At 36.4% G+C, this 26,258-nt stretch carries 35 protein-coding genes and 2 riboswitches; of the genes, 27 read left to right on the top strand and 8 right to left on the bottom strand.

The window, feature by feature from the left end; genetic code table 11:
* Positions 1-5: 5 nt before the first annotated feature.
* The 24 genes from DS031_RS07395 to DS031_RS07280 all read left to right on the top strand — a co-directional run bounded on the left by DS031_RS07395 (position 6) and on the right by DS031_RS07280 (position 19,983).
* Complete coding sequence (locus tag DS031_RS07395; RefSeq protein WP_113805285.1) at positions 6-1,172, top strand: endonuclease Q family protein; 1,167 nt, start codon at positions 6-8, stop codon at positions 1,170-1,172.
* Between the two features lie 202 nt (positions 1,173-1,374).
* Positions 1,375-2,019 carry a stage II sporulation protein M gene (gene spoIIM / locus DS031_RS07390; RefSeq protein WP_113805284.1) on the top strand — a complete coding sequence of 215 codons (645 nt, stop codon included), beginning with the start codon at positions 1,375-1,377 and terminating at the stop codon, positions 2,017-2,019.
* 128 nt (positions 2,020-2,147) lie between these two features.
* Positions 2,148-2,609: a ferric iron uptake transcriptional regulator gene (gene fur / locus DS031_RS07385; protein ID WP_113805283.1), complete on the top strand. Its 462-nt coding sequence runs from the start codon at positions 2,148-2,150 to the stop codon at positions 2,607-2,609.
* 122 nt (positions 2,610-2,731) lie between these two features.
* Positions 2,732-2,968 carry a YqzK family protein gene (locus tag DS031_RS07380; RefSeq protein WP_245947262.1) on the top strand — a complete coding sequence of 79 codons (237 nt, stop codon included), beginning with the start codon at positions 2,732-2,734 and terminating at the stop codon, positions 2,966-2,968.
* A 25-nt stretch (positions 2,969-2,993) separates the two neighbouring features.
* Positions 2,994-3,884, top strand: coding sequence for a site-specific tyrosine recombinase XerD (gene xerD, locus DS031_RS07375; protein WP_113805282.1), 891 nt, complete (start codon positions 2,994-2,996; stop codon positions 3,882-3,884).
* Positions 3,885-4,032: 148 nt separating this feature from the next.
* Positions 4,033-5,211 (top strand): phosphopentomutase, encoded by a 1,179-nt coding sequence (deoB, locus tag DS031_RS07370; protein ID WP_113805281.1) that lies wholly within the window; start codon positions 4,033-4,035, stop codon positions 5,209-5,211.
* A gap of 21 nt (positions 5,212-5,232) precedes the next feature.
* Complete coding sequence (locus DS031_RS07365; RefSeq protein ID WP_113805280.1) at positions 5,233-6,054, top strand: purine-nucleoside phosphorylase; 822 nt, start codon at positions 5,233-5,235, stop codon at positions 6,052-6,054.
* Positions 6,055-6,207: 153 nt separating this feature from the next.
* Positions 6,208-7,371, top strand: a complete 1,164-nt coding sequence (locus tag DS031_RS07360) for a D-alanyl-D-alanine carboxypeptidase family protein (RefSeq protein WP_245947261.1) — start codon at positions 6,208-6,210, stop codon at positions 7,369-7,371.
* A 117-nt stretch (positions 7,372-7,488) separates the two neighbouring features.
* Positions 7,489-7,839, top strand: coding sequence for an anti-sigma F factor antagonist (spoIIAA, locus tag DS031_RS07355; protein ID WP_113805279.1), 351 nt, complete (start codon positions 7,489-7,491; stop codon positions 7,837-7,839).
* Positions 7,840-8,277, top strand: coding sequence for an anti-sigma F factor (gene spoIIAB / locus DS031_RS07350; protein WP_113805278.1), 438 nt, complete (start codon positions 7,840-7,842; stop codon positions 8,275-8,277).
* A 12-nt stretch (positions 8,278-8,289) separates the two neighbouring features.
* Positions 8,290-9,054, top strand: coding sequence for an RNA polymerase sporulation sigma factor SigF (gene sigF, locus DS031_RS07345; protein WP_113805277.1), 765 nt, complete (start codon positions 8,290-8,292; stop codon positions 9,052-9,054).
* A 128-nt stretch (positions 9,055-9,182) separates the two neighbouring features.
* Positions 9,183-9,806: a stage V sporulation protein AA gene (locus DS031_RS07340; RefSeq protein WP_113805276.1), complete on the top strand. Its 624-nt coding sequence runs from the start codon at positions 9,183-9,185 to the stop codon at positions 9,804-9,806.
* A complete protein-coding gene (locus tag DS031_RS07335; protein WP_113805275.1) occupies positions 9,796-10,218 on the top strand; it encodes a stage V sporulation protein AB in 423 nt (140 codons plus the stop codon). The genes DS031_RS07340 and DS031_RS07335 overlap by 11 nt, the downstream gene beginning before the upstream one ends.
* Before the next feature lie 19 nt (positions 10,219-10,237).
* The gene (spoVAC, locus tag DS031_RS07330; protein WP_113805274.1) at positions 10,238-10,696 is read left to right on the top strand and encodes a stage V sporulation protein AC; all 459 of its coding nucleotides are present in this window, start codon (positions 10,238-10,240) and stop codon (positions 10,694-10,696) included.
* A 21-nt stretch (positions 10,697-10,717) separates the two neighbouring features.
* Positions 10,718-11,731 (top strand): stage V sporulation protein AD, encoded by a 1,014-nt coding sequence (gene spoVAD / locus DS031_RS07325; RefSeq protein WP_113805273.1) that lies wholly within the window; start codon positions 10,718-10,720, stop codon positions 11,729-11,731.
* Positions 11,731-12,081, top strand: a complete 351-nt coding sequence (gene spoVAE, locus DS031_RS07320; protein WP_113805272.1) for a stage V sporulation protein AE — start codon at positions 11,731-11,733, stop codon at positions 12,079-12,081. The genes spoVAD and spoVAE overlap by 1 nt, the downstream gene beginning before the upstream one ends.
* A gap of 4 nt (positions 12,082-12,085) precedes the next feature.
* Entirely contained in the window at positions 12,086-12,664 is a 579-nt protein-coding gene (gene spoVAEA, locus DS031_RS07315; RefSeq protein WP_113805271.1) for a stage V sporulation protein SpoVABEA, read from the top strand.
* The gene (locus tag DS031_RS07310) at positions 12,648-14,141 is read left to right on the top strand and encodes a spore germination protein (RefSeq protein ID WP_113805270.1); all 1,494 of its coding nucleotides are present in this window, start codon (positions 12,648-12,650) and stop codon (positions 14,139-14,141) included. The genes spoVAEA and DS031_RS07310 overlap by 17 nt, the downstream gene beginning before the upstream one ends.
* A 90-nt stretch (positions 14,142-14,231) precedes the next feature.
* Positions 14,232-14,413: riboswitch (Lysine riboswitch) on the top strand.
* A 148-nt stretch (positions 14,414-14,561) separates the two neighbouring features.
* Positions 14,562-15,881 (top strand): diaminopimelate decarboxylase, encoded by a 1,320-nt coding sequence (gene lysA / locus DS031_RS07305; protein ID WP_113805269.1) that lies wholly within the window; start codon positions 14,562-14,564, stop codon positions 15,879-15,881.
* Positions 15,882-16,042: 161 nt separating this feature from the next.
* On the top strand, positions 16,043-16,480 hold the full coding sequence (locus DS031_RS07300; protein WP_113805268.1) for a peptidylprolyl isomerase: 438 nt from the start codon (positions 16,043-16,045) through the stop codon (positions 16,478-16,480).
* Positions 16,481-16,553: 73 nt separating this feature from the next.
* Positions 16,554-16,690: riboswitch (FMN riboswitch) on the top strand.
* Positions 16,691-17,074: 384 nt separating this feature from the next.
* Positions 17,075-17,728 (top strand): riboflavin synthase, encoded by a 654-nt coding sequence (gene ribE, locus DS031_RS07295; RefSeq protein WP_113805267.1) that lies wholly within the window; start codon positions 17,075-17,077, stop codon positions 17,726-17,728.
* Positions 17,729-17,754: 26 nt separating this feature from the next.
* Positions 17,755-18,948 carry a bifunctional 3,4-dihydroxy-2-butanone-4-phosphate synthase/GTP cyclohydrolase II gene (locus DS031_RS07290; protein ID WP_113805266.1) on the top strand — a complete coding sequence of 398 codons (1,194 nt, stop codon included), beginning with the start codon at positions 17,755-17,757 and terminating at the stop codon, positions 18,946-18,948.
* A gap of 33 nt (positions 18,949-18,981) precedes the next feature.
* Positions 18,982-19,449 (top strand): 6,7-dimethyl-8-ribityllumazine synthase, encoded by a 468-nt coding sequence (ribH, locus tag DS031_RS07285; protein ID WP_113805265.1) that lies wholly within the window; start codon positions 18,982-18,984, stop codon positions 19,447-19,449.
* Between the two features lie 174 nt (positions 19,450-19,623).
* Positions 19,624-19,983 (top strand): GNAT family N-acetyltransferase, encoded by a 360-nt coding sequence (locus DS031_RS07280; protein ID WP_113805264.1) that lies wholly within the window; start codon positions 19,624-19,626, stop codon positions 19,981-19,983.
* A gap of 136 nt (positions 19,984-20,119) precedes the next feature.
* On the opposite strand, the gene DS031_RS07275 is transcribed toward DS031_RS07280, so the two are convergent.
* From DS031_RS07275 to DS031_RS07250, 6 genes are all read right to left on the bottom strand, one after another.
* Positions 20,120-20,653: a DUF309 domain-containing protein gene (locus DS031_RS07275; RefSeq protein WP_113805263.1), complete on the bottom strand. Its 534-nt coding sequence runs from the start codon at positions 20,651-20,653 to the stop codon at positions 20,120-20,122.
* A gap of 81 nt (positions 20,654-20,734) precedes the next feature.
* Positions 20,735-20,932, bottom strand: coding sequence for a hypothetical protein (locus tag DS031_RS07270; RefSeq protein ID WP_113805262.1), 198 nt, complete (start codon positions 20,930-20,932; stop codon positions 20,735-20,737).
* The gene (locus DS031_RS07265; protein WP_113805261.1) at positions 20,929-21,402 is read right to left on the bottom strand and encodes a glycosyltransferase family 2 protein; all 474 of its coding nucleotides are present in this window, start codon (positions 21,400-21,402) and stop codon (positions 20,929-20,931) included. The genes DS031_RS07270 and DS031_RS07265 overlap by 4 nt, the downstream gene beginning before the upstream one ends.
* Positions 21,403-21,420: 18 nt before the next feature.
* Positions 21,421-22,299, bottom strand: a complete 879-nt coding sequence (locus DS031_RS07260; protein WP_113805260.1) for a type II secretion system F family protein — start codon at positions 22,297-22,299, stop codon at positions 21,421-21,423.
* Between the two features lie 10 nt (positions 22,300-22,309).
* A complete protein-coding gene (locus DS031_RS07255; RefSeq protein ID WP_181833060.1) occupies positions 22,310-23,224 on the bottom strand; it encodes a type II secretion system F family protein in 915 nt (304 codons plus the stop codon).
* A 1-nt stretch (position 23,225) separates the two neighbouring features.
* Positions 23,226-23,597: a Flp family type IVb pilin gene (locus DS031_RS07250; RefSeq protein ID WP_181833059.1), complete on the bottom strand. Its 372-nt coding sequence runs from the start codon at positions 23,595-23,597 to the stop codon at positions 23,226-23,228.
* A 187-nt stretch (positions 23,598-23,784) separates the two neighbouring features.
* On the opposite strand from DS031_RS07250, the gene DS031_RS07245 reads away from it, so the two are divergent.
* Complete coding sequence (locus tag DS031_RS07245) at positions 23,785-24,114, top strand: DUF192 domain-containing protein (protein WP_245947258.1); 330 nt, start codon at positions 23,785-23,787, stop codon at positions 24,112-24,114.
* 31 nt (positions 24,115-24,145) lie between these two features.
* Here the strand turns inward: DS031_RS07245 and DS031_RS07240 are convergent, their stop codons facing one another.
* Both DS031_RS07240 and DS031_RS07235 read right to left on the bottom strand, forming a co-directional pair.
* A complete protein-coding gene (locus DS031_RS07240; RefSeq protein WP_113805258.1) occupies positions 24,146-24,373 on the bottom strand; it encodes a group-specific protein in 228 nt (75 codons plus the stop codon).
* A 124-nt stretch (positions 24,374-24,497) separates the two neighbouring features.
* Complete coding sequence (locus DS031_RS07235; protein ID WP_113805257.1) at positions 24,498-24,686, bottom strand: hypothetical protein; 189 nt, start codon at positions 24,684-24,686, stop codon at positions 24,498-24,500.
* Between the two features lie 165 nt (positions 24,687-24,851).
* Here DS031_RS07235 and DS031_RS07230 point away from each other — a divergent pair, with 165 nt between their 5' ends.
* Complete coding sequence (locus DS031_RS07230) at positions 24,852-25,607, top strand: segregation/condensation protein A (RefSeq protein WP_113805256.1); 756 nt, start codon at positions 24,852-24,854, stop codon at positions 25,605-25,607.
* Positions 25,608-26,195, top strand: coding sequence for an SMC-Scp complex subunit ScpB (gene scpB / locus DS031_RS07225; protein ID WP_113805255.1), 588 nt, complete (start codon positions 25,608-25,610; stop codon positions 26,193-26,195).
* Positions 26,196-26,258 lie beyond the last annotated feature (63 nt).

Below are 26,258 nucleotides of genomic sequence, written 5' to 3'. Positions count from 1 at the left end.
AGATAATGAACACCTTTTTTGCTGATTTACATATCCATATTGGTCGTACACGTTCAGGGAAACCTGTAAAAATAACAGGTTCTAAGTCATTAACACTGAAAAACATCTTACAAGAAGCATCTAAAGTAAAAGGGCTTCATCTGATTGGAATTATTGATTGTCACGTTCCGGAAGTAATGGATGAAATAAAAGATTTAATTGATCAAGGGCTGGCGTATGAGCATAGGAATGGGGGCATCAGGTTTCAAAATCTGACCTTAATTTTAGGAAGTGAAATTGAAATTTATGATGAAAATTGTAAAGGACCTATTCATATACTCATATATTTACCAACTTTAAAGAAAATGAAACAATTTAGCAGGTGGCTTTCTGTCAGAATGAAAAATATTTCCTTAAGTTCACAGCGGATTTATGAAAAAGGAATCGTATTACAAAGCGTTGTAAAAGAACTTGGCGGTTTGTTTATTCCTGCCCATGTGTTTACGCCATTTAAAAGCTTATATGGGCGAGGTGTTAAACAATCACTTACTGAAGTGTTTAATCCAATTCTTATTGATGCGGTTGAACTTGGGCTTAGCTCGAATACGGAGATGGCAGATCAAATAGCAGAACTACATCGTTATCCGTATTTATCAAATTCAGATGCCCATTCATTAGCAAAGATAGCAAGAGAATACCAAGCTCTTTATATGGAAGAACCAACATTTAAAGAGCTTTGCTTCTCCCTCAAAGGGGTTAAAGGTAGAAAAGTTGCAGAAAATTACGGATTAAATCCTTATTTAGGAAAATATTACCGAACAACCTGTGCGAATTGTTTAACAACTGTTGATAAGGAAGCAGTATGTCCTGTATGTCAGTCTTCAAAGGTTACAAAAGGTGTGTTTGAACGTTTAGCTGAACTTAAAGCGAACGAAGATCGAAAAGAAAAAAGACCGCCGTACATTCATCAAGTACCATTAGAGTTTATTCCGGGCCTTGGTCCTAAGACATTAGATAAGTTGCGAGATCATCTTGGGACAGATATGGACATTTTGCATCATGTTCCAGAAGACGCGATTAAAAAAGTTGTCTCGAAAAAGGTTGCTGACCTTATCATAAAAGCGAGAAGCGGTAAGTTAGAACTTCATCCTGGTGGTGGAGGAAAATACGGAAGTGTAAAAACGGACACTTAGTAAGTAAAGTGTTCGTTTATTTTTTTGCTGTAATAAAAATTAATAGGATTCTTTAACATGCTATATAAGTTCATCTTGAGAATTCGATATTGAAACACGGTATTCGCAAATGAAACATATAATTTAAAACTATGATAAAGGACATGTCATAGCAAAAGGAGAGTTGTCATAAAGTAAATAATAAATCGAGTGTACAAGCTGGATGGGAGGGAATGTGGTGAATAAAGTAAAAAAAGCAGCAGCCTATCATATACAAGAAAATATTTCAGTTTATACGTTTACGGTTATTTTATTTTTTATTGGAATTATATTTGGTGCTATTATTGTAAACAGTTTAAGTGTTGATCAAAAGCAAGATTTATATTTGTACTTAAGCCGTTTTTTTGGACAAGTTGCTGAAGGACATTTTGCTTATACTGTTGATATGTTCAATCAAAGCTTTACTCATTATATTAAATACCTTGGTTTAATGTGGCTGCTTGGATTATCTATTATTGGGCTTCCAATTATTTTAATTATGCTGTTTTTAAAAGGAATTGTAATTGGATTTACGGTTGGTTTTTTAGTGAATCAAATGGGGTGGCAGGGATTTGTGCTTTCTTTTGTGTCTGTTTTACCACAAAATCTTTTGTTAGTACCGGCATTTATTATTATTGGAACAGCGTCGATTGTGTTTTCATTACGAATGATTCGGCAGCAGTTTAGAAAAACAGAACCAATTTTGCCTTACTTTGTTCGATACACATTATTGATGGTGTTTACAGCAATTTTTTTAACGATTTCTTCCTCATTTGAGGCGTATCTTTCACCAGCACTTATGAAATCTATTGTACAGTGGATTTATTAATAATAAATAATAAAACCTCCTATTACATTAAAATAATTATAAAAAGTAAGTAATAACAATTTTAATTTGACACATATTTTCCTTCTTATTATAATAAGAATGTGAATCGATCGTAGGAGGGTAAAATCATGGAGAGTAGAATCGATCGAATAAAGAAACAGTTACATTCGCAAAGCTATAAACTGACACCACAACGAGAAGCAACTGTACGAGTCTTATTAGAACATGAAGAAGATCATCTAAGTGCAGAAGATGTATACCTCCTCGTGAAAGAAAAATCTCCAGAGATTGGTTTAGCAACAGTTTATCGAACGTTAGAATTATTAACAGAGTTAAATGTTGTTGATAAAATAAATTTTGGGGATGGTGTGTCACGTTATGATTTACGTCAGGAAGGAGCAGCACATTTTCATCATCATCTCGTATGTATTGAGTGTGGTGCTGTTGATGAAATTCAAGAAGACCTTCTTGGGGACGTTGAAACCATTGTCGAGAGAGACTGGAATTTTAAAATTAAAGATCATAGATTAACTTTTCATGGAATTTGTCATCGTTGTCATGATAAAAACGATGATGTGGATAAGGAATAGTAAAACCTTTTCAAAAGTTTGGAAAGGTTTTTTGCTGTTTTTATTACCTTGTCCAAAAAAAGGGTATAAAAGTACGGAATTTTGTCATATCTTTTATTAACAATACTTAGGAGTGAAAAGGTATGGCAAAATTAATGCGGATGATGGTTGATACGATAAAAGTTTTCTTAATCTTTATGGCATGCACATTATTTTTTTATTTTAGTTTAGTATGGTTAAATGAAGAATATCAAAATTATCATCGTTATGATGAACCAGAGGGGAAATCAATTAAAGTAAGCGGTATGCTCCAAACAACTTCTAACACAACGATAAATATGGTTGATCGTTTAATCCTTTTTTATCGTGAAGGAGAATAACGAACAGATTCGGGGGAAAACAGCTATGAATGATCAAGTTAATGACTTTTTACACTATTTAGTAGTAGAGAGGGGGTTATCGCAAAATACGGTAACTGCTTACAAGCGTGATCTACACTCTTATACTGACTACTTAGTTAAACAGGAAAGTCTCACCTCTATTAAAGATGTCCAGCGTACTCATATTATAAGTTATTTACATGATTTGCAGCAAAAAGGTAAAGCAGCAACGACGCTGGCACGAAATATAGCGTCCATTCGTTCGTTTCATCAGTTTTTACTGCGCGAACAAGCAGTAGACAATGATCCTTCTGTTCATATTGAAACCCCAAAGACTGAAAGAAGGCTGCCTAAGGTATTATCAACTGAAGAAGTGGAAAGATTACTTGAGGCACCGGATGAAACCTCTTTAATAGGAATAAGGGATAAAGCAATGCTTGAAGTATTGTATGCTGCAGGATTACGTGTTTCTGAGTTAATTCAATTAAATGTGAATGATGTACATCTTACAATGGGATTTCTTCGTTGTATGGGGAAAGGAAATAAAGAAAGAATTATTCCTTTAGGAAAATTAGCAGGGGATGCCGTCCAGAGGTATATTGAAAAAAGCAGACACCGCCTGCTTAAAAGGCAGCACTCAGAAGCTCTTTTTTTAAATCATCATGGAAAACGTTTGACAAGACAAGGATTTTGGAAGATACTAAAGGGGTTAGCACAGAAAGCAAGTATTGAGAAGGCCCTGACACCTCATACACTTCGTCATTCGTTTGCGACACATTTGCTTGAAAACGGTGCCGATTTGCGTGCCGTTCAAGAGATGCTGGGGCATGCAGATATTTCAACAACCCAAATTTATACACATGTTACGAAAACGAGATTGAAAGATATTTATTCTCAATATCATCCAAGAGCTTAATGCTCTTTTTTATAAAAAAGATGACGTCAGACTTCTGACGTCGTAAGCGCTTCGTTTTTATCTTAATTGTTAAGGGAATAATATAAAAACGATAAACATGTGTATGATTATAGGGGGCACAATGGAGAGTTCTAGGGAGGTAAAAAACGTGACAAAACAATTTAAACGAATTTTTCTAGTTGTGATGGACTCTGTAGGTATTGGAGAAGCACCTGATGCAGAAAAATTTAATGATAAAGGTGCAAATACATTAGGACATATCGCAGAGCATCGCGGTGGATTGAAGATGCCAAACATGGGAAAGTTAGGATTGAGTAATATTAGTGAAGTTAAAGGGATAGAGAAGGTTGAACAACCGCTTGCCCATTATACAAAAATGCAGGAAGCTTCAAGTGGAAAGGATACAATGACAGGTCATTGGGAAATTATGGGCCTTTATATTGAACAACCTTTTCGCACATTTCCAGAAGGATTTCCACCAGAATTGGTAGAAGAGTTAGAGCAGAAAACAGGTAGAAGAATTATTGGTAATAAGCCTGCTTCAGGGACTGAAATTATGGCTGAACTAGGTGAGCAGCACATGAAAACAGGAGCATTGATTGTGTATACTTCTGCTGATTCGGTTTTACAAATTGCGGCTCATGAGGAAGTTGTGCCGCTTGACGAGTTATATCATATTTGTGAAATTGCACGTGAAATTACAATGCGAGAAGAATATATGGTAGGACGTGTTATTGCAAGACCATTTATTGGAAAGCCTGGAAAGTTTGAACGAACTGCTAATCGTCATGATTATGCATTAAAGCCGTTTGGTCGTACGGTGATGAATGAGTTGAAAGATGGCGGTTTTGATGTAATTGCGCTAGGAAAAATTTCTGATATTTATGACGGAGAAGGCGTTACAAAGGCGATACGTACTAAGTCAAACAGTGATGGCATGGATAAACTATTAGATTCTCAGGAAATGGATTTTACAGGACTGAGCTTTTTAAATCTTGTTGATTTTGACGCCGTATTTGGACATCGTCGTGATCCTGAGGGGTATGGAGATGCATTAGAAGAATACGATAAACGCCTACAAGAAGTTCTTAACAGATTAAAAGAAGATGATTTATTAATTATTACAGCCGATCATGGAAACGATCCTCTCCATCACGGTACTGATCATACTCGTGAATATGTACCGTTAATTGCTTATCATAAAGGGGTTAATGAAGGAAAAGAACTTCCTGTTTGCAAAACATTTGCTGATGTAGGTGCAACAGTTGCAGAAAACTTTGGTGTGAAAATGCCGCAATATGGCACAAGCTTTTTAAAAGAATTATAAGGTGGAAGGGAGTTAGTACGCATGATTACAACAAATGACATTAAACAAGCAGCAGCATTTATTCAAAAGAAAGTAACATTCACTCCAGAGATTGGTCTTATTTTAGGTTCTGGTTTAGGGGTATTAGCAGAAGAAATTGAAAATCCAGTTCGTATTTCATATAGCAAGATTCCTGGTTTTCCTGTTTCAACAGTAGAAGGTCATGCAGGTCAATTTGTGTTTGGAACATTGCAGGGGAAAAAAGTAGCTGCTATGCAGGGGCGTTTTCACTTTTATGAAGGCTATTCCATGGACAAAGTAACTTTCCCAGTAAGAGTGATGAAAGAAATTGGCATTGAACGTTTAATTGTAACAAATGCTGCTGGTGGTGTGAACACAGAATTTGAAGCGGGAGATTTAATGATTATTACCGATCATATTAATAATATGGGGACAAATCCTTTAATTGGTCCGAACGATAATGAACTTGGAGTTCGTTTCCCTGATATGTCAGAAGCTTACTCAAAGCGTTTGCGCCAGTTAGCCAAAGAGGCTGCCGGTGAAATTAATATTTCTGTGCAAGAAGGCGTTTATGTCGGCAATACGGGTCCTGTTTATGAAACCCCTGCTGAAATTCGTATGATTCGCACTCTTGGCGGAGATGCGGTAGGAATGTCAACGGTGCCAGAAGTAATTGCTGCCCGTCATGCAGGGATTGAAGTATTAGGAATCTCCTGTATTTCAAATATGGCTGCTGGCATTTTAGATCAACCATTAACACATGATGAAGTCATTGAAACAACTGAAAAAGTGAAGGCAAATTTCTTGTCTTTCGTAAAAACAATTGTTAATAATATGAATTAATTAAAGGTTATTTATTTCAAACCTGAAGAGGAAGTTCCTCTTCAGGTTTTTATTTGCTTATTAATAAACAATAAGGTTGAATATAACTCCGGTAATTTGTATAACTTTCATTATTTTGGAAACAATGGTAATACGAAGAATGGAGGGATTTAGGTGAGAAGAATTCTAGCAATGATTATTGCAGTCATGATGGGGATTACTACTTTTGAAGGCACCGCATTTGGTAAGGAATCTCAGCTAAACTTAGCAAATGAAGCTGATTCAGCAATTTTAATTGAAAGAGACACAGGAAATATTTTATTTGAAAAAAATAGTAATAAAGAGCTGCCTCCAGCAAGTATGACAAAAATTATGACAATGTTATTAATTATGGAGGCTATTGAAGATGGAGATATTTCGTTAAAAGATAAAGTGAGAACAAGTGAATATGCAGCATCCATGGGGGGCTCGCAAATTTTTTTAGAGCCTGGAGAAACGATGACAGTGGATGAAATGCTAAGAGGAATAGCGATTGCTTCAGCAAATGATGCATCAGTAGCAATGGCTGAATTTATTGCAGGCTCTGAAGAAGCATTTGTAGTAAATATGAATAAAAAAATAGAAGAATTAGGGCTGAAAAATACTCACTTTTCAAACCCGACAGGTCTTCCGGCAGAAAATCACTATTCAACTTCACATGATATGGCGCAAATGGCAAAAGAACTTTTAAAGTATCCACTTATTACGAAGTATACAGGAGAATATGAAGATTATTTGCGTGAAAATACGGATAAGAAATTTTGGCTTGTTAACACAAACAAATTAGTTAAATTCTACTCAGGAGTGGATGGGTTAAAGACAGGCTATACCAAAGAAGCGAAATACTGCTTAACAGCAACAGCAAAAAAAGAGGATATGCGTGTGATTGCTGTCGTCATGGGAGCCCCAACAGCTAAATCAAGAAATCAGCAGGTAACAAGCATGTTTGACTACGCGTTTAGTCAGTATAAAACCCATCGTTTATACGAGCGCAACCAAATTATTAACACGGTTGATGTAAATAAAGGAGATAAACGAAAAGTAACCGTGGTAACGGCAGAGAGCGTTTCCATTTTAACGAAAAAAGGGGAATCTGAAAAAGAAGTAACAACAAAAATGAAGCTTTCAGAGTCTTTGGAAGCACCGATCCAAAAAGGGCAGGAAGTCGGTAAATTAGTTTTAGAAAAGGATGGTAAAGTTCTTTCAGAAACCGCTTTGTTATCTTCTCAAGACATTCAACAAGCGAGTTGGTGGCAATTATTCAAACGAACATTGGCGCAATTTGCGGCAGGAAATTAATAAAAATATGACAGATTTTTAGAGAAAGACACTAGTTTTGAAGGTAAGAAGGATTTCTTTCTGTCAATATAGAAAAGACTCACTATCAGTGACTTGAGAAATAAGGAGGCGGAAATAGTGAGTCTTAATATTAACCTAGAAGTAAAACATGGGGTTTTATGTATTCGATTGTCAGGAGAATTAGATCACCATACTTCCGAGCTGTTAAGAAAAGAAGTCGATTCAATGATACAAAAGCACCAAGTTAAACATATTGTGTTAAATCTTGGTGAATTAACATTTATGGATAGCTCTGGGTTAGGGGTTATTTTAGGCAGATATAAGCAGGTGAAAGCGCAGGACGGCGAGATGGTTGTTTGTGCAATCTCCCCTGATGTAAAGCGATTATTTGAGATGAGTGGGTTGTTTAAAATTATTCGTCTTGAGGAAAGTGAAGAATATGCTTTACAAACTTTGGGGGTGGCATAAATGAAAAACAACATGTATTTACAATTTTCCGCGCTTAGCCAAAATGAATCGTTTGCTAGAGTGACTGTTGCAGCATTTATTGCACAGCTTGATCCTACAATGGATGAATTAACAGAAATAAAAACAGTCGTTTCTGAGGCGGTTACAAATGCTATTATACATGGATATGAAAGTAACCCAAATGGAATGGTCTACATTTCCGTAACTCTTGATGAAAACGTTGTGAAGCTTCAAATTAGGGATGAAGGCATTGGAATTCACAACCTTGACGAAGCTAGACAGCCTCTTTATACGTCAAAGCCAGAATTAGAACGCTCAGGAATGGGTTTTACAATTATGGAAAACTTTATGGATGAAGTAGAAATTGAAACAAATCAAAATGGTACAACGGTTAATTTAACAAAATATTTATCAAAAAATAAAGCGTTATGCAATTAAGGGGTCAAGCCTATGGATGTTGAGGTGAGCAAAGGGAATACAAACCATGATGCGTATTTAAAGGATGATGAGGTAAAGCAGTTAATTAAGCGAAGTCAAGATGGAGACCAAGAGGCGCGCGACTTAATTGTACAAAAAAACATGCGTCTTGTTTGGTCAGTTGTCCAGCGTTTTTTAAATCGAGGTTATGAGCCGGACGATCTCTTTCAAATTGGAAGTATTGGCCTTTTAAAATCTGTTGATAAATTTGATTTATCATATGATGTGAAATTTTCAACTTATGCAGTACCGATGATTATTGGTGAAATTCAACGATTTATCCGAGATGATGGCACAGTAAAAGTAAGCCGTTCATTGAAAGAGACGGGAAATAAAGTTCGCAGAGCAAAAGATGAACTATCAAAAGTTCATGGAAGAAACCCAACCATTCGCGAAATTGCAGATCATCTCGAAATTTCTCCTGAAGAAGTTGTATTAGCCCAAGAAGCTACAAGAGCCCCATCTTCCATCCATGAAACTGTTTATGAAAATGACGGTGATCCCATTACACTATTAGATCAAATTGCTGATCATACAGAACCGAAATGGTTTGATAAAATCGCCTTAAGAGATGCTATTGAACAACTTGATGATCGAGAGCGTTTAATTGTATATTTACGTTATTACAAAGATCAAACGCAATCTGAAGTTGCGGAACGACTTGACATTTCACAAGTACAAGTATCGCGCCTTGAAAAGAAAATATTAAAGCAAATAAAAAACCAGATGGGAGATTAGCGCCTTTCTGGTTTTTATTTTTTTGTTTAAAGAAAATATTGGAATCGTTATAAGCCGCATGATCTGAAGAAACGGAACTCATAATAAATATAAGGATTAAGTTTGCTTAGATTTGAGGAGTTGAGGCCATGCAGGAGTCAACAATCTATATTCGGATGAGAAACCGGGTGTATGTAAAACCGAATAAAGTGGTCAAACTTCATGAGATTGCCCAGCTTGCAGGCAGCCCTGATACATGCAGGGAAATAAGGGAGCTAATCGTATACGAAATTAGTCCTGAAGATAAGAGTCTCATTGTAATTGATGTAATGAAAGTCATTCAAACAATTCAGCAAACCATAGGAAATATGGACATTCAAACAATTGGTCCTTCACAAACAATTGTTCAAATTGAATTTCCGAAACGTAATTTTTCGATTATATATTTTCTGTTTGTATGGCTGTTATTATTTGTTGGCGCAGCATTAGCTATTATGAATTTCCATGAAGATGTCAGCATGCAGGCTGTTCATCAACGTATCTATAAAATTGTTACAGGCAGAGAAAATAATCAGCCGCTTCTGCTGCAAATTCCTTATTCGATTGGCCTTGGAGTTGGGATGATCTTGTTTTTTAATCATTTGTTTAAAAAACGATTAAATGAAGAGCCAAGTCCATTAGAGGTAGAGATCTTTAATTATCAACAAGATTTAGATCAATATGTCATTATTCATGAGAATAAAGAAAGCGAGAAAAAAGTCGATGGTCATTAAAATAATGACTGTAATGATGATTGGATTTGCGGAAGGTATTGCTGTTGGGGGAGGATTTGTCGCTTTTTTAAGCGTGTTAGGGGTTATTCCAAGATTAACACAGTTAACTAAAACAAAACGCTTTATAAGAGGCTATGAATGGAGTGTGATTAGTGGAACAGTATTATTTGGTTGGTTAAGTCTTCGGAATGGTACATTAGGTTTTTCACCGCTTCTCCTTATTCCATTTGGGTTATGTGCAGGAATATTTGTAGGAATGCTTGCAGCTGCTTTAACAGAAGTGTTAAATGTTCTTCCAATACTTGCTAAAAGAATTGGATTTGACGAAAAGATTCTTTTGTTATTAATGGCAATCGTATTTGGGAAAATATGCGGTTCACTGTTTCATTGGCTTTATTTTGTAAATCAATAAATAGAAAAGGAGGTGTGAAATGACAAAATTAAATGATAAAAGGGACTATCTTAAAAATATAAAGTTATTTCAACCAAAAACACCTTTTTTTTTAAATAGTTTAAAGGCATTTTTTGTTGGTGGAATGATTTGTGCTTTTGGACAAGGAATACAAAACCTTTATCACACTGTGTTTTACTTTAATGAAGCATCCGCCGTGAATTTAACTGCTGCGACCCTTGTATTAATCGCTGCCGTTCTGACTGGTATCGGAATATACGATAAAATTGGCCAGTTTGCAGGAGCAGGCTCGGTTGTTCCAGTTACCGGTTTTGCGAATTCTATTACAAGTGCAGCGCTTGAACATAAAAGTGAGGGTATTGTATTAGGGGTGGCAGCAAATTTATTTAAACTGGCTGGTTCTGTTATTGTATTTGGTGTTGTCGCTTCTTATATTGTAGGAATTCTTCGCCTCCTATTTAGTAAGCTGCTATTTTGAAAGAAGTAAGGAGCTGGCATGATGAAGCGGATGGGAAAACAGACATGGTTATTTCAACATGTTTACTTAAATACAACGGGAACTGCAGTTGGTCCAAAAGAGGCAGAGGGGCCATTAAAACATACATTTGATATGACCTATTTAGATTTATACTGTGGAGAGTCTTCTTGGGAATTAGCAGAACGCCGGTTAATGAATGATGCAGTCGAACAATGTTTAGCAAAAGCACAAATGACAGAGAGGGATATTGACTTTTTTTTAGCTGGTGACTTATTAAATCAAACCGTTACCTCCAACTATAGTGCAAGGAGCTCTCAAATTCCGTTTATTGGCATGTTTGCTGCATGCTCTACTTCCATGGAAACAATTGCTGTTGGTTCTACGTTAATCGAAAGCGGTTTTGCAGATACAGTGATTGCGGCGACAAGCAGCCACAACGCTACTGCAGAGAGGCAGTTTCGTTATCCTACTGAATATGGAGTTCAAAAACCTAAAACAGCTTCTTTTACGGTAACAGGGGCAGGCGCAGCGCTGCTGAGCCGCAGAAAAAGCGATATTCAAATTACAAAGGCAACAATTGGACGAGTGGTGGATTGGGGAATAAAAAATCCGCTTGATATGGGATCAGCAATGGCACCTGCGGCAGCAGATACTATCGAGCGTCATTTCAGAGATACTGGCCTGCTGCCTTCACATTACGATTTAATTGTAACGGGTGATTTATCTGGAGTAGGATCTCCTATTTTAAAAGAGCTTTTGTTAGAACGGGAAGTTGATATTACAAATATGCATCAAGATTGCGGCTTAATGATTTACCGACCAGATCAAGGAATTTTCGCTGGAGGAAGTGGATGCGGCTGTGCAGCAGTTGTTACATACGGACATCTTGTAAAAATGCTGAAAACAGGAAAAGTAAAGCGAGTTCTTGTCGTTGCTACAGGGGCATTAATGAGCCCATTGATGATTCAGCAGCAGGAAAGTATTCCCGCGATTGCTCATGGTGTTGTTTTAGAAACTGTAGGGAGGGAGGTATAGTGGAGTATATATGGGCATTTTTAGTAGGAGGATTTCTTTGTTTTATTGGTCAAATTTTAATGGATATTTTTAAATTAACAGCCATACATGTGATGAGTTTCTTTGTTGTTCTTGGTTCTGTATTGGATGGATTTGGATTATATGAAAAATTGATTGACTTTGCAGGAGCAGGAGTTACCGTCCCCGTTACAAGTCTTGGTTACGCCCTGCAGCATGGAGTAATGGAAGAAGCAGAACAAACTGGATTGATTGGTCTTGGGTTGGGGACTTTTAATCTTACATCTGCAGGAATTTCATCAGCTATATTATTTGGCTTTCTTGCAGCATTGGTTTTTAAGCCAAAGGGGTGAAAAGATGGATAAAAAAAAGCGAGTCATCCTTTTTACAGACGGCGATCATTATGCATTAAAGGCAGTTGAACATGTTGCAAAAGAAATAGGAGGAAGGTGTATTACAATGTCAGCGGGCAATCCGACTTTATTGTCTGGAAGTGAAATTGTAAAGCTGATTCATAAAGCTTCCGATGATCCTATTTTTGTCCTATTTGATGATGCTGGATTTAAAGGCGAAGGGCGCGGAGAAGCGGCGATGCGATATGTGGCTACACATCCTTCCTTAGAAGTACTTGGAGCGGTTGCGGTTGCTTCAAGAACAAGTGCCTCGGAATGGACAAAGGTGGATGTAAGCATTGATCGCTTCGGTAATTTAACTGAGCATGGTGTCGATAAAAGCGGTCTTGCAGATCTTGAAGTTGGAAGAATTGATGGAGACACGGTTTCAGTATTGGATGAATTAGCATTACCGATTGTGATAGGCATAGGAGATTTAGGAAAGATGGCAGGAAAGGATTCTGTTGAAGAGGGTGCCCCAATTACAAAAAAAGCGGTTGAAGTTTTATTAGAAAGGAGCGGTAAGTATGGTACAACAAGCTGAAAAAGAAAAAATAGAAACCCAAAAAAACATTTATGCAAAGCTGAAGGAAAACAATGCTTATTTAAAAGATCGCCTTGGGATTGGAATTTCGTTTGATATTGGTTTTCGTGAATTAAAAATTGCCCATAAAGATATCGCCCTTTACTATTTAACAGGGCTTTGTGACACAAATTTAATATTAGAAATTGTGAAAGTGTTTGATGAGCTGAATCACAACAGTCGATCTGTTTCGGGACTAAAAAAAGTTTTATATAACAATATTCCTCATCAACAAGTGGAAACAACAGATAAATTAGATGAAGCCGTTGATAAATTGTTAAGTGGGTTAATCGTTATTTTTATTGACGGAGATACAGAAGCACTTATCGTTGACGTAAGAAGTTATCCAGGCCGAACACCTCAGGAACCTGACACAGAAAAAGTAGTAAGAGGTGCAAGAGATGGTTATACCGAAAATATTATTGAAAATACAGCAATGACGCGAAGAAGAATTCGTGATGAACGCTTGCGGTATGAAATGATTCAAGTTGGTGAACGCTCAAAAACAGATATTTGTATTGCATATATACAAGATGTAGCAGATCCGGGACTAGTTGATCTTATGAAAAAAGAACTAAATAAAATTGATATAGATGGTATTCCAATGGCAGATAAAACAATTGAAGAGTTTATTGTAAAACAAGGTTGGAATCCTTTTCCGATGGTACGTTATACAGAAAGACCTGATGTTGCAGCAACACACCTGTTTGAGGGTCATGTGCTGATTATGGTTGATACATCACCAAGTGTGATGATTACACCAACGACATATTTCCACCATGTCCAGCATGCAGAGGAATACCGTCAAACACCTGCAATTGGTGTATTTGTTCGTTGGATAAGATTTGCTGGCATGATTGCTTCAATCTTTTTGCTTCCGTTGTGGTATTTATTTGTTTCAGAGCCAAACTTATTACCAGCGAACTTGGAGTTTATAGGACCGAATGAAAAGAATATGAACATCCCGATTATCTTGCAAATCCTTTTTGCAGAACTTGGTATTGATATACTGAGGATGGCCGCTATTCATACGCCAACCCCGTTATCAACTGCCATGGGTTTAATTGCCGCTGTCTTAATTGGCCAAATTGCGATTGATGTAGGATTGTTTGTTCCAGAAGTTATTTTATATATTGCGGTTGCAGCAATTGGGAATTTTGCAACACCAAGTTATGAACTCGGAGTGGCCAACAAATTAATACGTCTTCTCCTTCTTTTACTTGTACTCGCTTTTGAAGTGCAGGGATTTATGATCGGCGCAACAGCGATTATTTTATTTTTAGCTACCATTAAAAATATCAATACGCCGTATTTGTGGCCGTTTTTACCATTTGATCCTAAGGCATTTCTACAAATCATTATTCGTGTTTCTGTGCCGTTATCAAAGTTACGACCGAGTATTGTTCATCCGCAAAATCAAAAAAAACAATCATCATAGGAAGTGCTATCGTCTAATTACAAGTTGCCTTTTAGAAAAAAATATGATAAATTAGGCGATAATAAACTTAATATAATGCCTCATTTAATATAATGGGGTAGAGGCGCAAAACGAATCAGTAAGATAGTGGAGATATTGGAGGCAAAGAAACTATCTGAAAGGTCAATTTGCCGAAGTAAATGTTAGAGCTCCAAATCTGCATTTGCTGGGTCGCTGCTAAACAAGCAGCGAACTGTCACTATAAGAAATTATAGTGGAGAACTATTCCGAGTGATGAGGGTGCGTTTAAAGACAGTTAATGTACCGCAGCATTGGCTGTCTTTTTTATTAAATTGAAAATGTCGAATTTTCACTTTTATCATAAAGTGCTTATAGATTCAAGGATTCGGATGGAAAGACTGGGGTAAGGGGGAAATGAAAGTGTATTTACATGGAACAAGTACAATTAATGAAGAAGGACACTTAAGTATCGGTGGTGTTGACACAGTTAAACTTGCAAAAAACTATGGCACACCTTTGTATGTATATGATGTTGCGTTAATTCGTCAACGTGCAAGAGAGTTTCAAGAGGCTTTTAAAAAGCATAACTTAAATTATCAAGTTGCTTATGCAAGTAAGGCATTTTCAAGCATTGCGATGATTCAACTTGCAGAAGAGGAAGGTTTAAGTTTAGATATTGTTTCAGGTGGAGAGTTGTATACAGCGTTAAAAGCGGGCTTTCCTGCTGAACGTATTCACTTTCACGGAAACAATAAAAGTGCTGAAGAAATCAATATGGCAGTAGAAGCAGGAATCGGCTGTTTTGTTGTTGATAATTTTTATGAATTGGAACTTCTTGAAGAAGCTGCAGAAGAGCATGGAAAAACGTTATCTCTCTTGCTTCGCACAACACCTGGTGTAGAAGCACACACACATGATTATATTTTAACAGGTCAAGAAGATTCGAAGTTCGGTTTTGATTTAAACAGCGGTCAGGTGGAAAAAGCGATTCAGAGCATTTTAAAGAAGGACTGCTTTAATTTATTAGGACTTCACTGTCATATAGGTTCGCAAATTTTTGAAACCACAGGGTTTGTAATGGCTGCTGAAAAGATCTTTTCATATATTAAAAAATGGAACGAATCATTTTCCTATGTGCCAAAAGTATTGAATTTAGGTGGAGGCTTTGGCATTCGCTATGTAAAAGAAGATGATCCGCTGCATCCTTCTCGATATATTGAGGCAATGATTAAGGTTGTTAAAACGCAAGCAGAGCAGCTGGAAATCAATGTACCGGAAATTTGGATAGAGCCAGGTCGTTCACTTGTAGGGGATGCAGGAACGACGTTATATACAATTGGTTCCCAAAAGGAAATTCCAAATGTAAGACATTATGTGGCAGTAGACGGCGGTATGAGCGATAACTTAAGGCCAGCTTTATATCAGGCAAAGTATGAAGGAATGCTTGCAAATCGTCCGAAAGAAACAGCAGAAGAGAAGTTTTCCATTGCGGGGAAATGTTGTGAATCAGGTGATATGCTTATTTGGGACCTGCCGCTTCCAAACCCAAATCATGAAGATGTATTAGCTGTTTCTTGTACAGGTGCATATGGTTATGCAATGAGCAATAACTATAACCGTATTCCAAGACCGGCAGTGGTGTTTGTAGAAAATGGAGATGCACAGCTTGTTATTAAAAGAGAAACATATGAAGATTTAATTCGTTGTGATTTACCGTTAAAAAAACCGGTTGTTAAATAACATATTAAAGCCTGTGTCCTTTACATAAAAAGGTTCAGGTTTTTTTCTTTTAACAAATCTGATCCTACTACAGCATATTTTACAAAAAAGCTGCTCATATTTTTGCTTGTTGAAGATTGTTTTAGTAAAATAGAAAAGAATACATAAGGAGGTTTTTTAAAATGAAAAAAGGTTCGATCACATTTGAAAACGGCGAAAAAATTGTAATTGAATTTTTCCCAAATGAAGCACCAAATACAGTAGCAAACTTTGAGAAGTTAGCAAAAGAAGGTTACTATGACGGTTTAACATTTCACCGTGTTATTCCAGGTTTTGTAGCGCAAGGCGGATGTCCGAATGGAAACGGTATGGGTGGTCCTGGATATACAATTAAGTGTGAAACAGAAGGAAATCCACATAAACATGTTCCAGGAGCTCTTTCTATGGCACATGCAGGAAAGGATACTGGCGGCAGTCAATTTTTTATTGTCCATGAATCACAGCCGCATTTAGATGGTGTTCATACTGTATTTGGACAAGTTATTGAAGGAATGGAAAGTGTTCTTCGCATTCGTCCAGGTGATGTGATGAAAGAAGTGAAAGTTTGGGACGAAGAATAAGTAAGTAGAAAAAGTGTATTTTTATAACACTTTTTCATTTGTTGTGCTATAATGACTGTAACTTTATCAATCATATTTCCTTCGGGGTCGGGTGTAATTCCCAACCGGCGGTGATGAAGCAAAGCGCTTCTTAGTCCGTGACCCGCTATTGCGGTGGATCTGGTGAAACTCCAGGGCCGACAGTAAAAGTCTGGATGGGAGAAGGAATAAATGATCAACTACGCAACAAGTATGTCTTTTTTTAATAAAAAGGGGGAGGACCTGCATGTAAAGGAAGCCTCTTTTATTGCACATTAACTAGGAAAGTAAAGCTTGGTCAATGTTAAAATTAGGTCAAGAATAATTTCTAAGTAATAAGTGCGGCATCGGTCTTGTTTCTAATTAACTTTAGCGGCAGACACCGGGTTTATTTTGCATACTTTGTTTTTGTTGATACATAAGTGGCCCCTAGGAATAAGTATACTCCTAGGGGTTTTTTGTTCTTCTCACATTAGGGATAAGGGTTTGCTGGCGTCACGTTTAGATAAAATGTTGGCATTGAACCTTAACATGATATTGATAAAATTATATCGTTATAAAGGAAGTGAAACCCTAATGTTTACAGGTATTATTGAAGAAATTGGAACCATTAAAAGAATGAATCAGTCTGGAGACGCCATTGTGATGACAATAGGAGCTTCACATGTGTTAGAAGATGTAAGTTTAGGTGATAGTATTGCAGTGAATGGAGTTTGTTTAACCGTTACATCATTTAAAAAAGATGTCTTTACAGTTGATGTGATGCCGGAAACAGTTCATCACACAAGTTTAAAACTGCTAAAAGTTGGTTCAAACGTAAATCTTGAACGAGCGATGGCTGCAAATGGTCGGTTTGGTGGTCATTTTGTATCTGGACATGTGGATGGAATTGGGACGATTAAGTCTAAAAAAGCGGTCGATAATGCCGTATATTATCATATTGAAGTGTCAGAAGAGCTTTTACATTATATTGTATTAAAAGGTTCTGTTACTGTTGATGGAACAAGTTTAACCGTATTTGGAGTTGATCGTGATCACTTTACAATTTCATTAATTCCTCATACCCTTTCGGAAACCATATTAGGTGAAAAAGGTTCTGGAGATATTGTAAATATTGAGTGTGATATGCTTGGAAAATATATTGAGCAGTTTATTTCCAAGCGTTTTCATACATCTTCAAAAAAATCGTCATTAACTGAGTCCTTTTTAGAAGAACATGGTTATAAGTAAAGGGAAAGTAGAAAGGGGGATATAAAATGTTTGATCGTATTGAAGACGCTATTTATGATTTAATGGAGGGAAAAGTTGTAATTGTTTGTGATGATGAAGATCGTGAAAATGAAGGTGATTTTATATCGTTAGCCGAAAAAACAACACCTGAAGTAATCAATTTTATGATTAAGCAAGGACGTGGTCTTGTCTGTGTGCCTATTACAGAGGAGCGAGCTAGGAAGCTTGATTTAACTCCAATGGTTGGTCATAATACAGATCCGCACGGTACCGCATTTACAGTGAGCATTGACCATCGTTCAACAACAACAGGAATTTCGGCCTCCGAACGATCCGCAACTATTCAAGCTTTGCTTGATCCTAACGCAAAGCCGGCGGACTTTAAGCGCCCGGGGCATATTTTTCCGCTTATTGCAAAACAGGGCGGTGTGCTTAGACGGGCAGGACATACGGAAGCGGCTGTTGACTTAGCACGATTATGCGGTTCAGAGCCTGCCGGAGTCATTTGTGAAATTATTAATGAAGATGGTACAATGGCGCGGGTGCCTGATTTACGAAAAATTGCTGATGAATTTGATTTAAAAATGATTACGATTAAAGATCTTATTCAATATCGCAATCGCAAAGATAAGCTTGTAAAAAAGGAAGTCGATATTAAACTTCCAACTGAATTTGGTGAGTTTCAAGCAGTTGGCTATTCAAATATTTTAGATCAAAACGAGCATGTTGCCCTTGTGAAAGGCGAGATTCTTCCAGATGAGCCAACGCTTGTTCGTGTACATTCCGAATGTTTAACAGGGGATGTATTTGGTTCAAATCGCTGTGACTGCGGACCTCAGCTTCATGCCGCCCTCTCGCAAATTGAAAAAGAGGGAAATGGTATTCTTCTTTATATGCGTCAAGAAGGAAGAGGAATTGGCCTGTTAAATAAAATGCGCGCATATAAGCTGCAGGAAGAAGGTTATGATACGGTAGAAGCAAATGAAAAGCTAGGGTTTGGACCTGATTTGCGTGATTATGGAATTGGGGCGCAAATCCTGAAAGACTTAGGCGTTACAAAAATGAAGCTATTAACAAATAACCCGCGTAAAATTACAGGATTAAAAGGCTATGGCTTAGAAGTGGTCGACCGGGTGGCAATACAAATGCCATCTAATAAAGATAATGAACGTTATTTAAAAACAAAACAAAGCAAATTAGGACATATGTTTCACTTTTAATAAAAATATAGAAAATCATTGAGGAGGATTATGATGGGTCAAATATTTGAAGGTAATTTAGTAGGTTCAGGGTTAAAAATAGGGATTGTGGTAGGACGTTTCAATGAATTTATTACGGGGAAATTATTAAGCGGTGCAGAAGACGCGTTAAGAAGACATGGAGTAGATGAAGCGGATGTGGATATCGCATGGGTGCCGGGTGCATTTGAGCTTCCTCTTATTGCAAAAAAAATGGCTGATTCTAAAAAATATGATGCGGTGATTACGTTAGGAACGGTTATTCGCGGTTCGACTCCACACTTTGATTATGTATGTAATGAAGCAGCAAAAGGGGTATCAGCAGCAGCATTAAACAGCGGTGTGCCGGTTATCTTTGGTGTTCTTACGACAGATACGATTGAGCAGGCGATTGAACGCGCTGGTACAAAAGCTGGCAATAAAGGTTGGGAAGCAGCAGCTGGCGCAATTGAAATGGCAAACTTAACTCGTTCTTTTAGCTAATAAATATTAAGCAAAATTCGCAACTTTTTCGAGAATCGTGTATAATATGTTAGGAGTCAGATGATGAATAACGGTAGAAGGCAAGAAAAATTGTTAATACTTACATGTATTATTGTTGCTGTTCTTTTAGGAGTTTCTTTACTTGGAAGGTTATTTCATTAATGAGGGATTGTCATGCTAATACGTTATAAGAAAAATCACGAAAAAATTGCAATGGGACTCTTATCGTTTATGCCTAATGTAAAAGATTTAAAACAGCTGCAGGAAACGATAAAAGCATATGAACAAAATAATGATTGGCAGCTTTTCTTATGGAAAGAAGAAGACATTATTGGAGTTGCTGGTATTGAACTGATCAATGATCATAAGGCTGTTCTGAAACATCTTAGTGTAAATCCTAGTCACCGTCAGCAGGGGCTTGGAAAGCGTATTGTTGAAGCGCTGGAAGAGATGTTCAGTGATCAATATGATTTAGAGCCCAGCAAGTACACGAAAGCATTTTTTCAAAAATGCCAACAGGAAGAGTGCGAATAAGAAAAGCGAAAGGTGCCCGCCTATCGGCGACAAGCATAAGGCGAGCCGGCTGGAAGGTTGCTTTTTAACCTTCTGGACGGATTGACTAGACCAAAGAGCCGATGGCATCTGGAGCTAGACACAAAAAGGAGAGGACTTAGTGTCCTTTCCTTTTTTGTGCTCTTAATTTTCGCTGCGAGTCTCTTTCAGCAATTACACCACTGCGGTCTCGTTTTGTATGTTTATTTAATAAGAAGTCATTGGTCAGATCACTTGGATTCCCCCATACACAATTCTGTTCTTCACAGTGCCTTTTACATTCTGCAATTAGTTTTTCATCCGTAAGCGGCAGGTTCATACTTTGATAAGGTGTTTCATTTTGTAAATCAACTAGCCTGTTTTCAAGATCTTTAAGTAGTAAGTCATAATTAATACCGAGTGATTCTACAGCATTTCTTTCTCTCTGTAAGATCACAGCAGCACTTTTCATCATTCGATACGCGCCTTTAAAGTTATTTCGCCGTTGATGATAGAGAGAAACGGCGATTTGAATAAAGCTAACCCAGTAATCTTTTTTCCCGCCTTCACAATCTTCTTTCCAATATTCTTCTAACACTTCATGACATTCAAAATAATCACGCAAGCCATGAAAATATACTAAATAGTCAATATAAGGCTTTGGATAGTGCATTTATACTTTCCTCCAATATAAGCGGACATTGTAATAATTAATGATAGTGTATCATAGGGAAGCTGCGATGAAAATTTTGAATTAAGGTGATTCTGCTTCAACCAGTGTTTCATAAGTAGAGGAGAGAGGAATGCTGACAAATCCGTGAATAAGTGGTGTAAATGGATTATACGTATATGTTGATGTAACAGTAACTGGTTTCCCTTTTTTGGGTGAAACTGGTGAATTAATAGTGATGACAACCGTGTTTCCTACTGTACTTTTCATATTATCTTTCATCTTTGTTGATCCTGCTGCAGTCGTTCAATCAATGCTTTTGGATCAATTGGTGTGCTGTTTGTTTTATGAATTTGGTTTATTGTTTTTTCTGTCCAGCTCGGCCATTTGTTAGGAGGGAGATGGGCGTTATTTTTATTAATTTCAGATAAATTAATCACTTCAATATATTGATTTGATAAAAATGGATTAAGCTGTTCAAAGCCTGTTTTTTCAGGGCTTTTTTGCATTGGAATAATTTTATCAGGATAAAGCCGTTGAAATTCAAGGGCAATATTAAATGTTTTATCAAACGAATAGTGATCAACAATAATCACTTTAGCGCCCTCTGCTTTAAATAAAGGCGTAGAGGAGAGGTGATGCAGCAGTCTTTGCAGTTCTTCTTCATTGTTTTGAGTAATAATAACAATCGTTCCAACAGGGAGAGACTTTGAGCCTTGCGAACGATAAATATTTTGTTGAATTAGTTTCATCGTTGTGCCACCTTTCTGCTAACCAAGATTTTCAATAATTTGAATTGCGCCTGGACCTAGAATGATAAGAAAAATAGGTGGGAAGATAAATAAAACTAATGGAATTAAAATTTTCACCGGAATTTTCATTGCTTGTTCTTGAATGCGTTGGCGACGTTTTAAGCGTAGTTGATAGGATTGAAGCTGAATCGTTGTTAAAATACTAATACCCATCTTTTCGCCTTGGATGAGAGCGCGAACGAGTGAATCCTGAATCCGTTTTGATAAGTTTTTTAGAGCTTCTTCACGTGAAACACCCATCCGTACTTCTTTAATAAAATATTTAAATTCGCTGTAAAGAGGGCTAGTTTTTCGTTCGCATATTTTTTGGATCGCATTATCAAAGGCAATACCGCCAGCTAAAATAACTCCTAACGTGTCAATTAATAGAGGGAGCTCAGCGAGAATATCAAACCTTTTATTTTTAATATATTGATTAATTGCAAAGTCTGGTAAAAAGTATGAAACAGGCACAATCAGAAAGAAAAAAAGGTTGGGCATGTGATTTAAGAAACTATAAAGTAGTAAAGCAGTTAATGTTAAAAACAGGAGAAGAAACTTTGAAATCAATACCCGTTGAAAAGTAAATTTTCCTTCTGTTTTAATCACTTTATGCTGCAGGTGAAGTTTATATTTTTTCGGTGTCGATCGTTCAAGTAAATAGATAATAAGTTGAATAAGAGGAACAAATAAACGAATAAACAATGGTGCTTCATAATCATTGTTATTTCGAGTGCGAACATGTTTTGAAATACGAAGCATTAATTGTCGTTTAGGGCTAAGGTAAAATTTTGTGCAGGTATAGTACGTAATACAAAATGTTGTGATAAATAATGAAATTAGAAATAAAACAAGCATATGCAGTTCATCACCTTACCTTTAAAGTGATTATTTTTTTCATAACGATAATTCCAATAATTTGTAAAAGTACAGCAGTTCCAAGAATAAATATTCCGATTATATTTTTAAATAGTACCATCATATAGCTTGGATTTATTAAGTAAAACATAATAAAAAGCGCTAAAGGAAGCAAACCTACTATAAGTCCGGAAATTTTCCCTTGTGCAGTTAAGGTTTTCACTTCACCATTTAACTTTTCATTTTCACGAATTATTGTTAGTAATCCATCAATTACTTCTGTAACATTTCCCCCTGTTTCACGAGTGATTAATATAGTATCTACAACATTTGTAAGTTCGGGGATATCAAGACGTTTTGCAAAATCGGTAAAGGATTTCTCGAAATTTTCACCAAGCTGTAATGCTTGAAAAAGTTTATGAAATTCCTCAGACAAGGGAGGAAAATTTTCTTTAGCAACAAGGTCCAAGGTTTGTACAATTGAGTATCCTGTTTTTAACGCGCTAGATATTAATTCCAACGCATTGGGAAGTTGTTTTAACATTAGCTTCTTTTTCTGATGTTTACGTAGACGTATATATAAATAGAGGACACCATTTATACTGATAAATAGAAGGAAGAAAATGGTGAATCCCCACATCAATACAGTGAAAAGAATAAAAAAATTTGTCCAAGCTAAAACAAGTAAAAGCTCTCGAGAAGTGACCGGTAATGAAGCAGCTTTTAGTTCAATGTCTAACTTTTTATAGATACTATCCAACCATTTTGATTTTGTGTTTTTTTTATTTTTCCCCTGTTTTACTAACCTTCTTGTCACTAATCGTATTCTTATTTTAAAATATATGTTCGGTAAAACTTTATAACCAATATACAAACTAATTGTTAAGATGAAAGAAAAAAGACTAAGGTATACTGACCAGTTCATTTTATCTCCACCCATTACCATTAAATTTTGATAGCAAGCCCACCTTTTTAAAGTTTCCAGTTATTTTGTCAGATTGATAGGATGACGCTTTTTCAAATACAAATAAATCTTGCAGGACAACGATCCCATTTTCAATGCCTTCTACTTTAGCAATATTAGTGATTCGGCGACTTCCATCTGATGTATACAATGCACTAACATCATCGGTTAGTGTTGGTAAACTAGCCGCCAAAACAATAGCGATTAATGCAAGTATAAGTGCGTATTCCACCATACCTTGGCCTTTCTCTTCATTCACTAATCGCTTAAAGATAAGTAAAAAGCTCATCATCCACGCCTGAACTGCTTCCAAAATTTTGCTTAATAAATTCATTTAACTCACACCTCCTACGATATTGTTATTAAAAAAATGGAAAACATGTCTTATATTTTAGCTGTTTTTATTTTTTTCCAGTTTATCATTGGTATTTACAATTATTTGTATAATAGTAGGTGATTAGATGGTTTAAAATGAGTTTTAAGGAGGGTGTTTTTGATTATTTATAAGGAAGAGAAGCAGATTGAAACAGCCGTTCAAATTTTTTAGGGGGAAGGCATTTCTTAAACGCTTAAAAGGATTAATGTTTCAGAAGCGGCCTTTAGAAAATAAAGGGATTATGCTTGTTCCTTGTAATTCGATTCATATGTTTTTTATGAGGTTTTCAATTGATGTCGTATTTTTAGATAAAAGCAGTCGAGTTGTAAAAGTAATTTTAGCGCTAAAGCCTTGGAGAATAAAGCATGGAGGAAAAAAAGCTTATTCTGTACTAGAACTTCCTGTTGGCACAATTGAAAAGTATAATATTGTGATAGGTGATAAAATTGAACTAAAAGAGGAAGCTGCTAAGTAGTCGCTATACAGCTTCCTCTTTTAGTTATCCGTTAACTGAGCAGCTGCTTGATCTGCTCGTTTCGCTTTTCCTGCTCTTCATTTGATGCAAGATCATACTTCTTTAATAGATGAAAAACCTCATTTAACGTTTCTTGATTTAAATCTTGCCGTAAAAATGAAGAAAGCCCATCATAAAGATTATTTGGTAAATAATCGTGCTGAGATTCCAGTTTCTTTTTAACATCTTCTAAACTGTGATTAAGGTTGCATGTACTCATTATTTTTCCCCTCCTAACGAAGTATTTCCTTTATGATAATATTGTTTTTCTTTCATGCCAACAATTGAATTTATATCGTCATGATCACAAAAAACTGCCGGTGTGCGTCACCAGCAGTTTTATACTATTCATTTTGATTTTTTAAATGATTTTGAAAAGCATGCTTGATCGTGTCAATTCCTCCTAATGTAGAGGGGCGGATATCAAGAATTTCATTTCGTTCTTGATCATGGATGACTGTGTACGTATAATCAGCAAATTGGCATTGATACGTATGATAAGGTCCGTTTTCAGATATTCTTGTAAAGTTCATACATACTCTCCTTTGTTAGACGTTATTTATTATAATTAGCATGAGCTGTAATAAAATTCTTTATGCGAACCTTTAAAAAGGAATACGTATATATCTCATAGAAGCAATATGATAAAATATTTCTTGTTCAATTACTAATTAAAAAAGAAGGAGACAGAATAAATCATGCAGTACAGCGTGAAAATTGATGCCTTTGAAGGCCCGCTTGATCTTCTTCTTCACCTTATAAATCGTCTTGAAATCGATATTTATGACATTCCAGTCTCAGAAATTACGGAGCAGTATTTGGAATATATTCATGCAATGCAGGAATTAGAGCTTGATGTTGCAAGTGAGTTTCTTGTAATGGCAGCAACGCTTCTTGCGATTAAAAGCAAAACATTGCTGCCGAAACGAGAAGAAATATTAATGGAAGATTTTGATGAAGGATTTGAGGAAGAAGATCCCCGTGAAGAGTTAATGAATCGTTTAATCGAGTATAGAAAGTTTAAAGAAGCCGCAAATGTGTTAAAAGAGCATGAGCAGGAGCGCAGTTTAGTATATACACGTCCACAGGGAGATTTAAGTGCCTTTCTATCTTCTAATGATACGGTAGAGAAGGTTTCGGATGTTTCAATTTACGATATGTTAGCTGCGTTTAAGCGATTAATGGAAAGAAAAAAAAATAAGCAGCCAAAGAAAACGACGATTCACCGCCAAGAAATTCCAATTTCTACAAGAATGAAAGAAATCTTATCAGAATTAGCTGAAGGTAAAGTTAGAAAACGTTTTGAAGACTTGTTTCCTTTTCCTAATCGTGAACATATTGTGGTAACATTTTTAGCGGTTTTAGAATTAATGAAGAAAAATCAAATCTGTTGTGAACAGGAAGGTAATTTTGCAGAGATTTTCGTTTCAAAGAATGAAGGGAGTAACAAATGAGTGTCTGATAAAGAGAAAAAAGCTATAATAGAAGGACTATTATTTGTCGTTGGGGAAGAAGGAATTGAACTGAAGCAAATAGCAGAAGTTTTAGAGATTGATCACAATGAAGCTCAACAGCTCCTTGAACAATTAAGTAAAGAGTATCAATCAGAAGAACGAGGGTTTGAACTTGTTGAAGTAGCAGGTGTTTTTCAGTTAACAACGAAAGCAGCACATGCTGATTACTATAAAAAGCTGATCGAGTCGCCGAGAAGCGGCACACTTTCTCAAGCCGCGCTTGAAACATTAGCAATTATTGCCTATCAGCAGCCGATTACCCGTGCTGAAGTCGAAGAAGTACGGGGGGTAAAAACAGAAAGGCCGCTGCAAACGTTAATAAATAAGGAGTTAATTAAAGAAGTTGGTCGTGCGGAAGGAACAGGACGTGCAATTTTATACGGCACAACAAAAGAATTTTTAGAAGCATTTGGATTAAAGTCTCTGCAAGAGCTGCCGCCGCTTCCCGAAGCAGGTGCACAAATTTCATTTGATGAAGAAGCAGATTTGTTTTTTGAAAAATTTCAACAAACACTTGAAGAGCAGTGAGGCTATTGATCGCTGTTCTTTTATTAGATATGGTATAATTTAGTAACCATCTATTTAATGAAA

It is taken from the genome of Bacillus taeanensis, assembly GCF_003318295.1.
Taxonomy (GTDB): Bacteria; Bacillota; Bacilli; order Bacillales; family UBA6769; genus Maribacillus; species Maribacillus taeanensis.
This window is presented reverse-complemented; position numbering and strand designations above follow the sequence as displayed.

Bases quoted from the DNA above. Each gene is read 5' to 3' on its own strand.
- DS031_RS07395 (WP_113805285.1), top strand. From the start codon at position 6: ATGAACACCTTTTTTGCTGATTTACATATCCATATTGGTCGTACACGT.
- spoIIM (WP_113805284.1), top strand. From the start codon at position 1,375: ATGGGAGGGAATGTGGTGAATAAAGTAAAAAAAGCAGCAGCCTATCAT.
- fur (WP_113805283.1), top strand. From the start codon at position 2,148: ATGGAGAGTAGAATCGATCGAATAAAGAAACAGTTACATTCGCAAAGC.
- DS031_RS07380 (WP_245947262.1), top strand. From the start codon at position 2,732: ATGGCAAAATTAATGCGGATGATGGTTGATACGATAAAAGTTTTCTTA.
- xerD (WP_113805282.1), top strand. From the start codon at position 2,994: ATGAATGATCAAGTTAATGACTTTTTACACTATTTAGTAGTAGAGAGG.
- DS031_RS07365 (WP_113805280.1), top strand. From the start codon at position 5,233: ATGATTACAACAAATGACATTAAACAAGCAGCAGCATTTATTCAAAAG.
- spoIIAB (WP_113805278.1), top strand. From the start codon at position 7,840: ATGAAAAACAACATGTATTTACAATTTTCCGCGCTTAGCCAAAATGAA.
- sigF (WP_113805277.1), top strand. From the start codon at position 8,290: ATGGATGTTGAGGTGAGCAAAGGGAATACAAACCATGATGCGTATTTA.
- DS031_RS07340 (WP_113805276.1), top strand. From the start codon at position 9,183: ATGCAGGAGTCAACAATCTATATTCGGATGAGAAACCGGGTGTATGTA.
- DS031_RS07335 (WP_113805275.1), top strand. From the start codon at position 9,796: ATGGTCATTAAAATAATGACTGTAATGATGATTGGATTTGCGGAAGGT.
- spoVAC (WP_113805274.1), top strand. From the start codon at position 10,238: ATGACAAAATTAAATGATAAAAGGGACTATCTTAAAAATATAAAGTTA.
- spoVAD (WP_113805273.1), top strand. From the start codon at position 10,718: ATGAAGCGGATGGGAAAACAGACATGGTTATTTCAACATGTTTACTTA.
- spoVAEA (WP_113805271.1), top strand. From the start codon at position 12,086: ATGGATAAAAAAAAGCGAGTCATCCTTTTTACAGACGGCGATCATTAT.
- DS031_RS07310 (WP_113805270.1), top strand. From the start codon at position 12,648: ATGGTACAACAAGCTGAAAAAGAAAAAATAGAAACCCAAAAAAACATT.
- DS031_RS07300 (WP_113805268.1), top strand. From the start codon at position 16,043: ATGAAAAAAGGTTCGATCACATTTGAAAACGGCGAAAAAATTGTAATT.
- ribE (WP_113805267.1), top strand. From the start codon at position 17,075: ATGTTTACAGGTATTATTGAAGAAATTGGAACCATTAAAAGAATGAAT.
- DS031_RS07290 (WP_113805266.1), top strand. From the start codon at position 17,755: ATGTTTGATCGTATTGAAGACGCTATTTATGATTTAATGGAGGGAAAA.
- ribH (WP_113805265.1), top strand. From the start codon at position 18,982: ATGGGTCAAATATTTGAAGGTAATTTAGTAGGTTCAGGGTTAAAAATA.
- DS031_RS07280 (WP_113805264.1), top strand. From the start codon at position 19,624: ATGCTAATACGTTATAAGAAAAATCACGAAAAAATTGCAATGGGACTC.
- DS031_RS07275 (WP_113805263.1), bottom strand. From the start codon at position 20,653: ATGCACTATCCAAAGCCTTATATTGACTATTTAGTATATTTTCATGGC.
- DS031_RS07270 (WP_113805262.1), bottom strand. From the start codon at position 20,932: ATGAAAGATAATATGAAAAGTACAGTAGGAAACACGGTTGTCATCACT.
- DS031_RS07265 (WP_113805261.1), bottom strand. From the start codon at position 21,402: ATGAAACTAATTCAACAAAATATTTATCGTTCGCAAGGCTCAAAGTCT.
- DS031_RS07260 (WP_113805260.1), bottom strand. From the start codon at position 22,299: ATGCTTGTTTTATTTCTAATTTCATTATTTATCACAACATTTTGTATT.
- DS031_RS07255 (WP_181833060.1), bottom strand. From the start codon at position 23,224: ATGAACTGGTCAGTATACCTTAGTCTTTTTTCTTTCATCTTAACAATT.
- DS031_RS07250 (WP_181833059.1), bottom strand. From the start codon at position 23,597: ATGAATTTATTAAGCAAAATTTTGGAAGCAGTTCAGGCGTGGATGATG.
- DS031_RS07240 (WP_113805258.1), bottom strand. From the start codon at position 24,373: ATGAGTACATGCAACCTTAATCACAGTTTAGAAGATGTTAAAAAGAAA.
- DS031_RS07235 (WP_113805257.1), bottom strand. From the start codon at position 24,686: ATGAACTTTACAAGAATATCTGAAAACGGACCTTATCATACGTATCAA.
- DS031_RS07230 (WP_113805256.1), top strand. From the start codon at position 24,852: ATGCAGTACAGCGTGAAAATTGATGCCTTTGAAGGCCCGCTTGATCTT.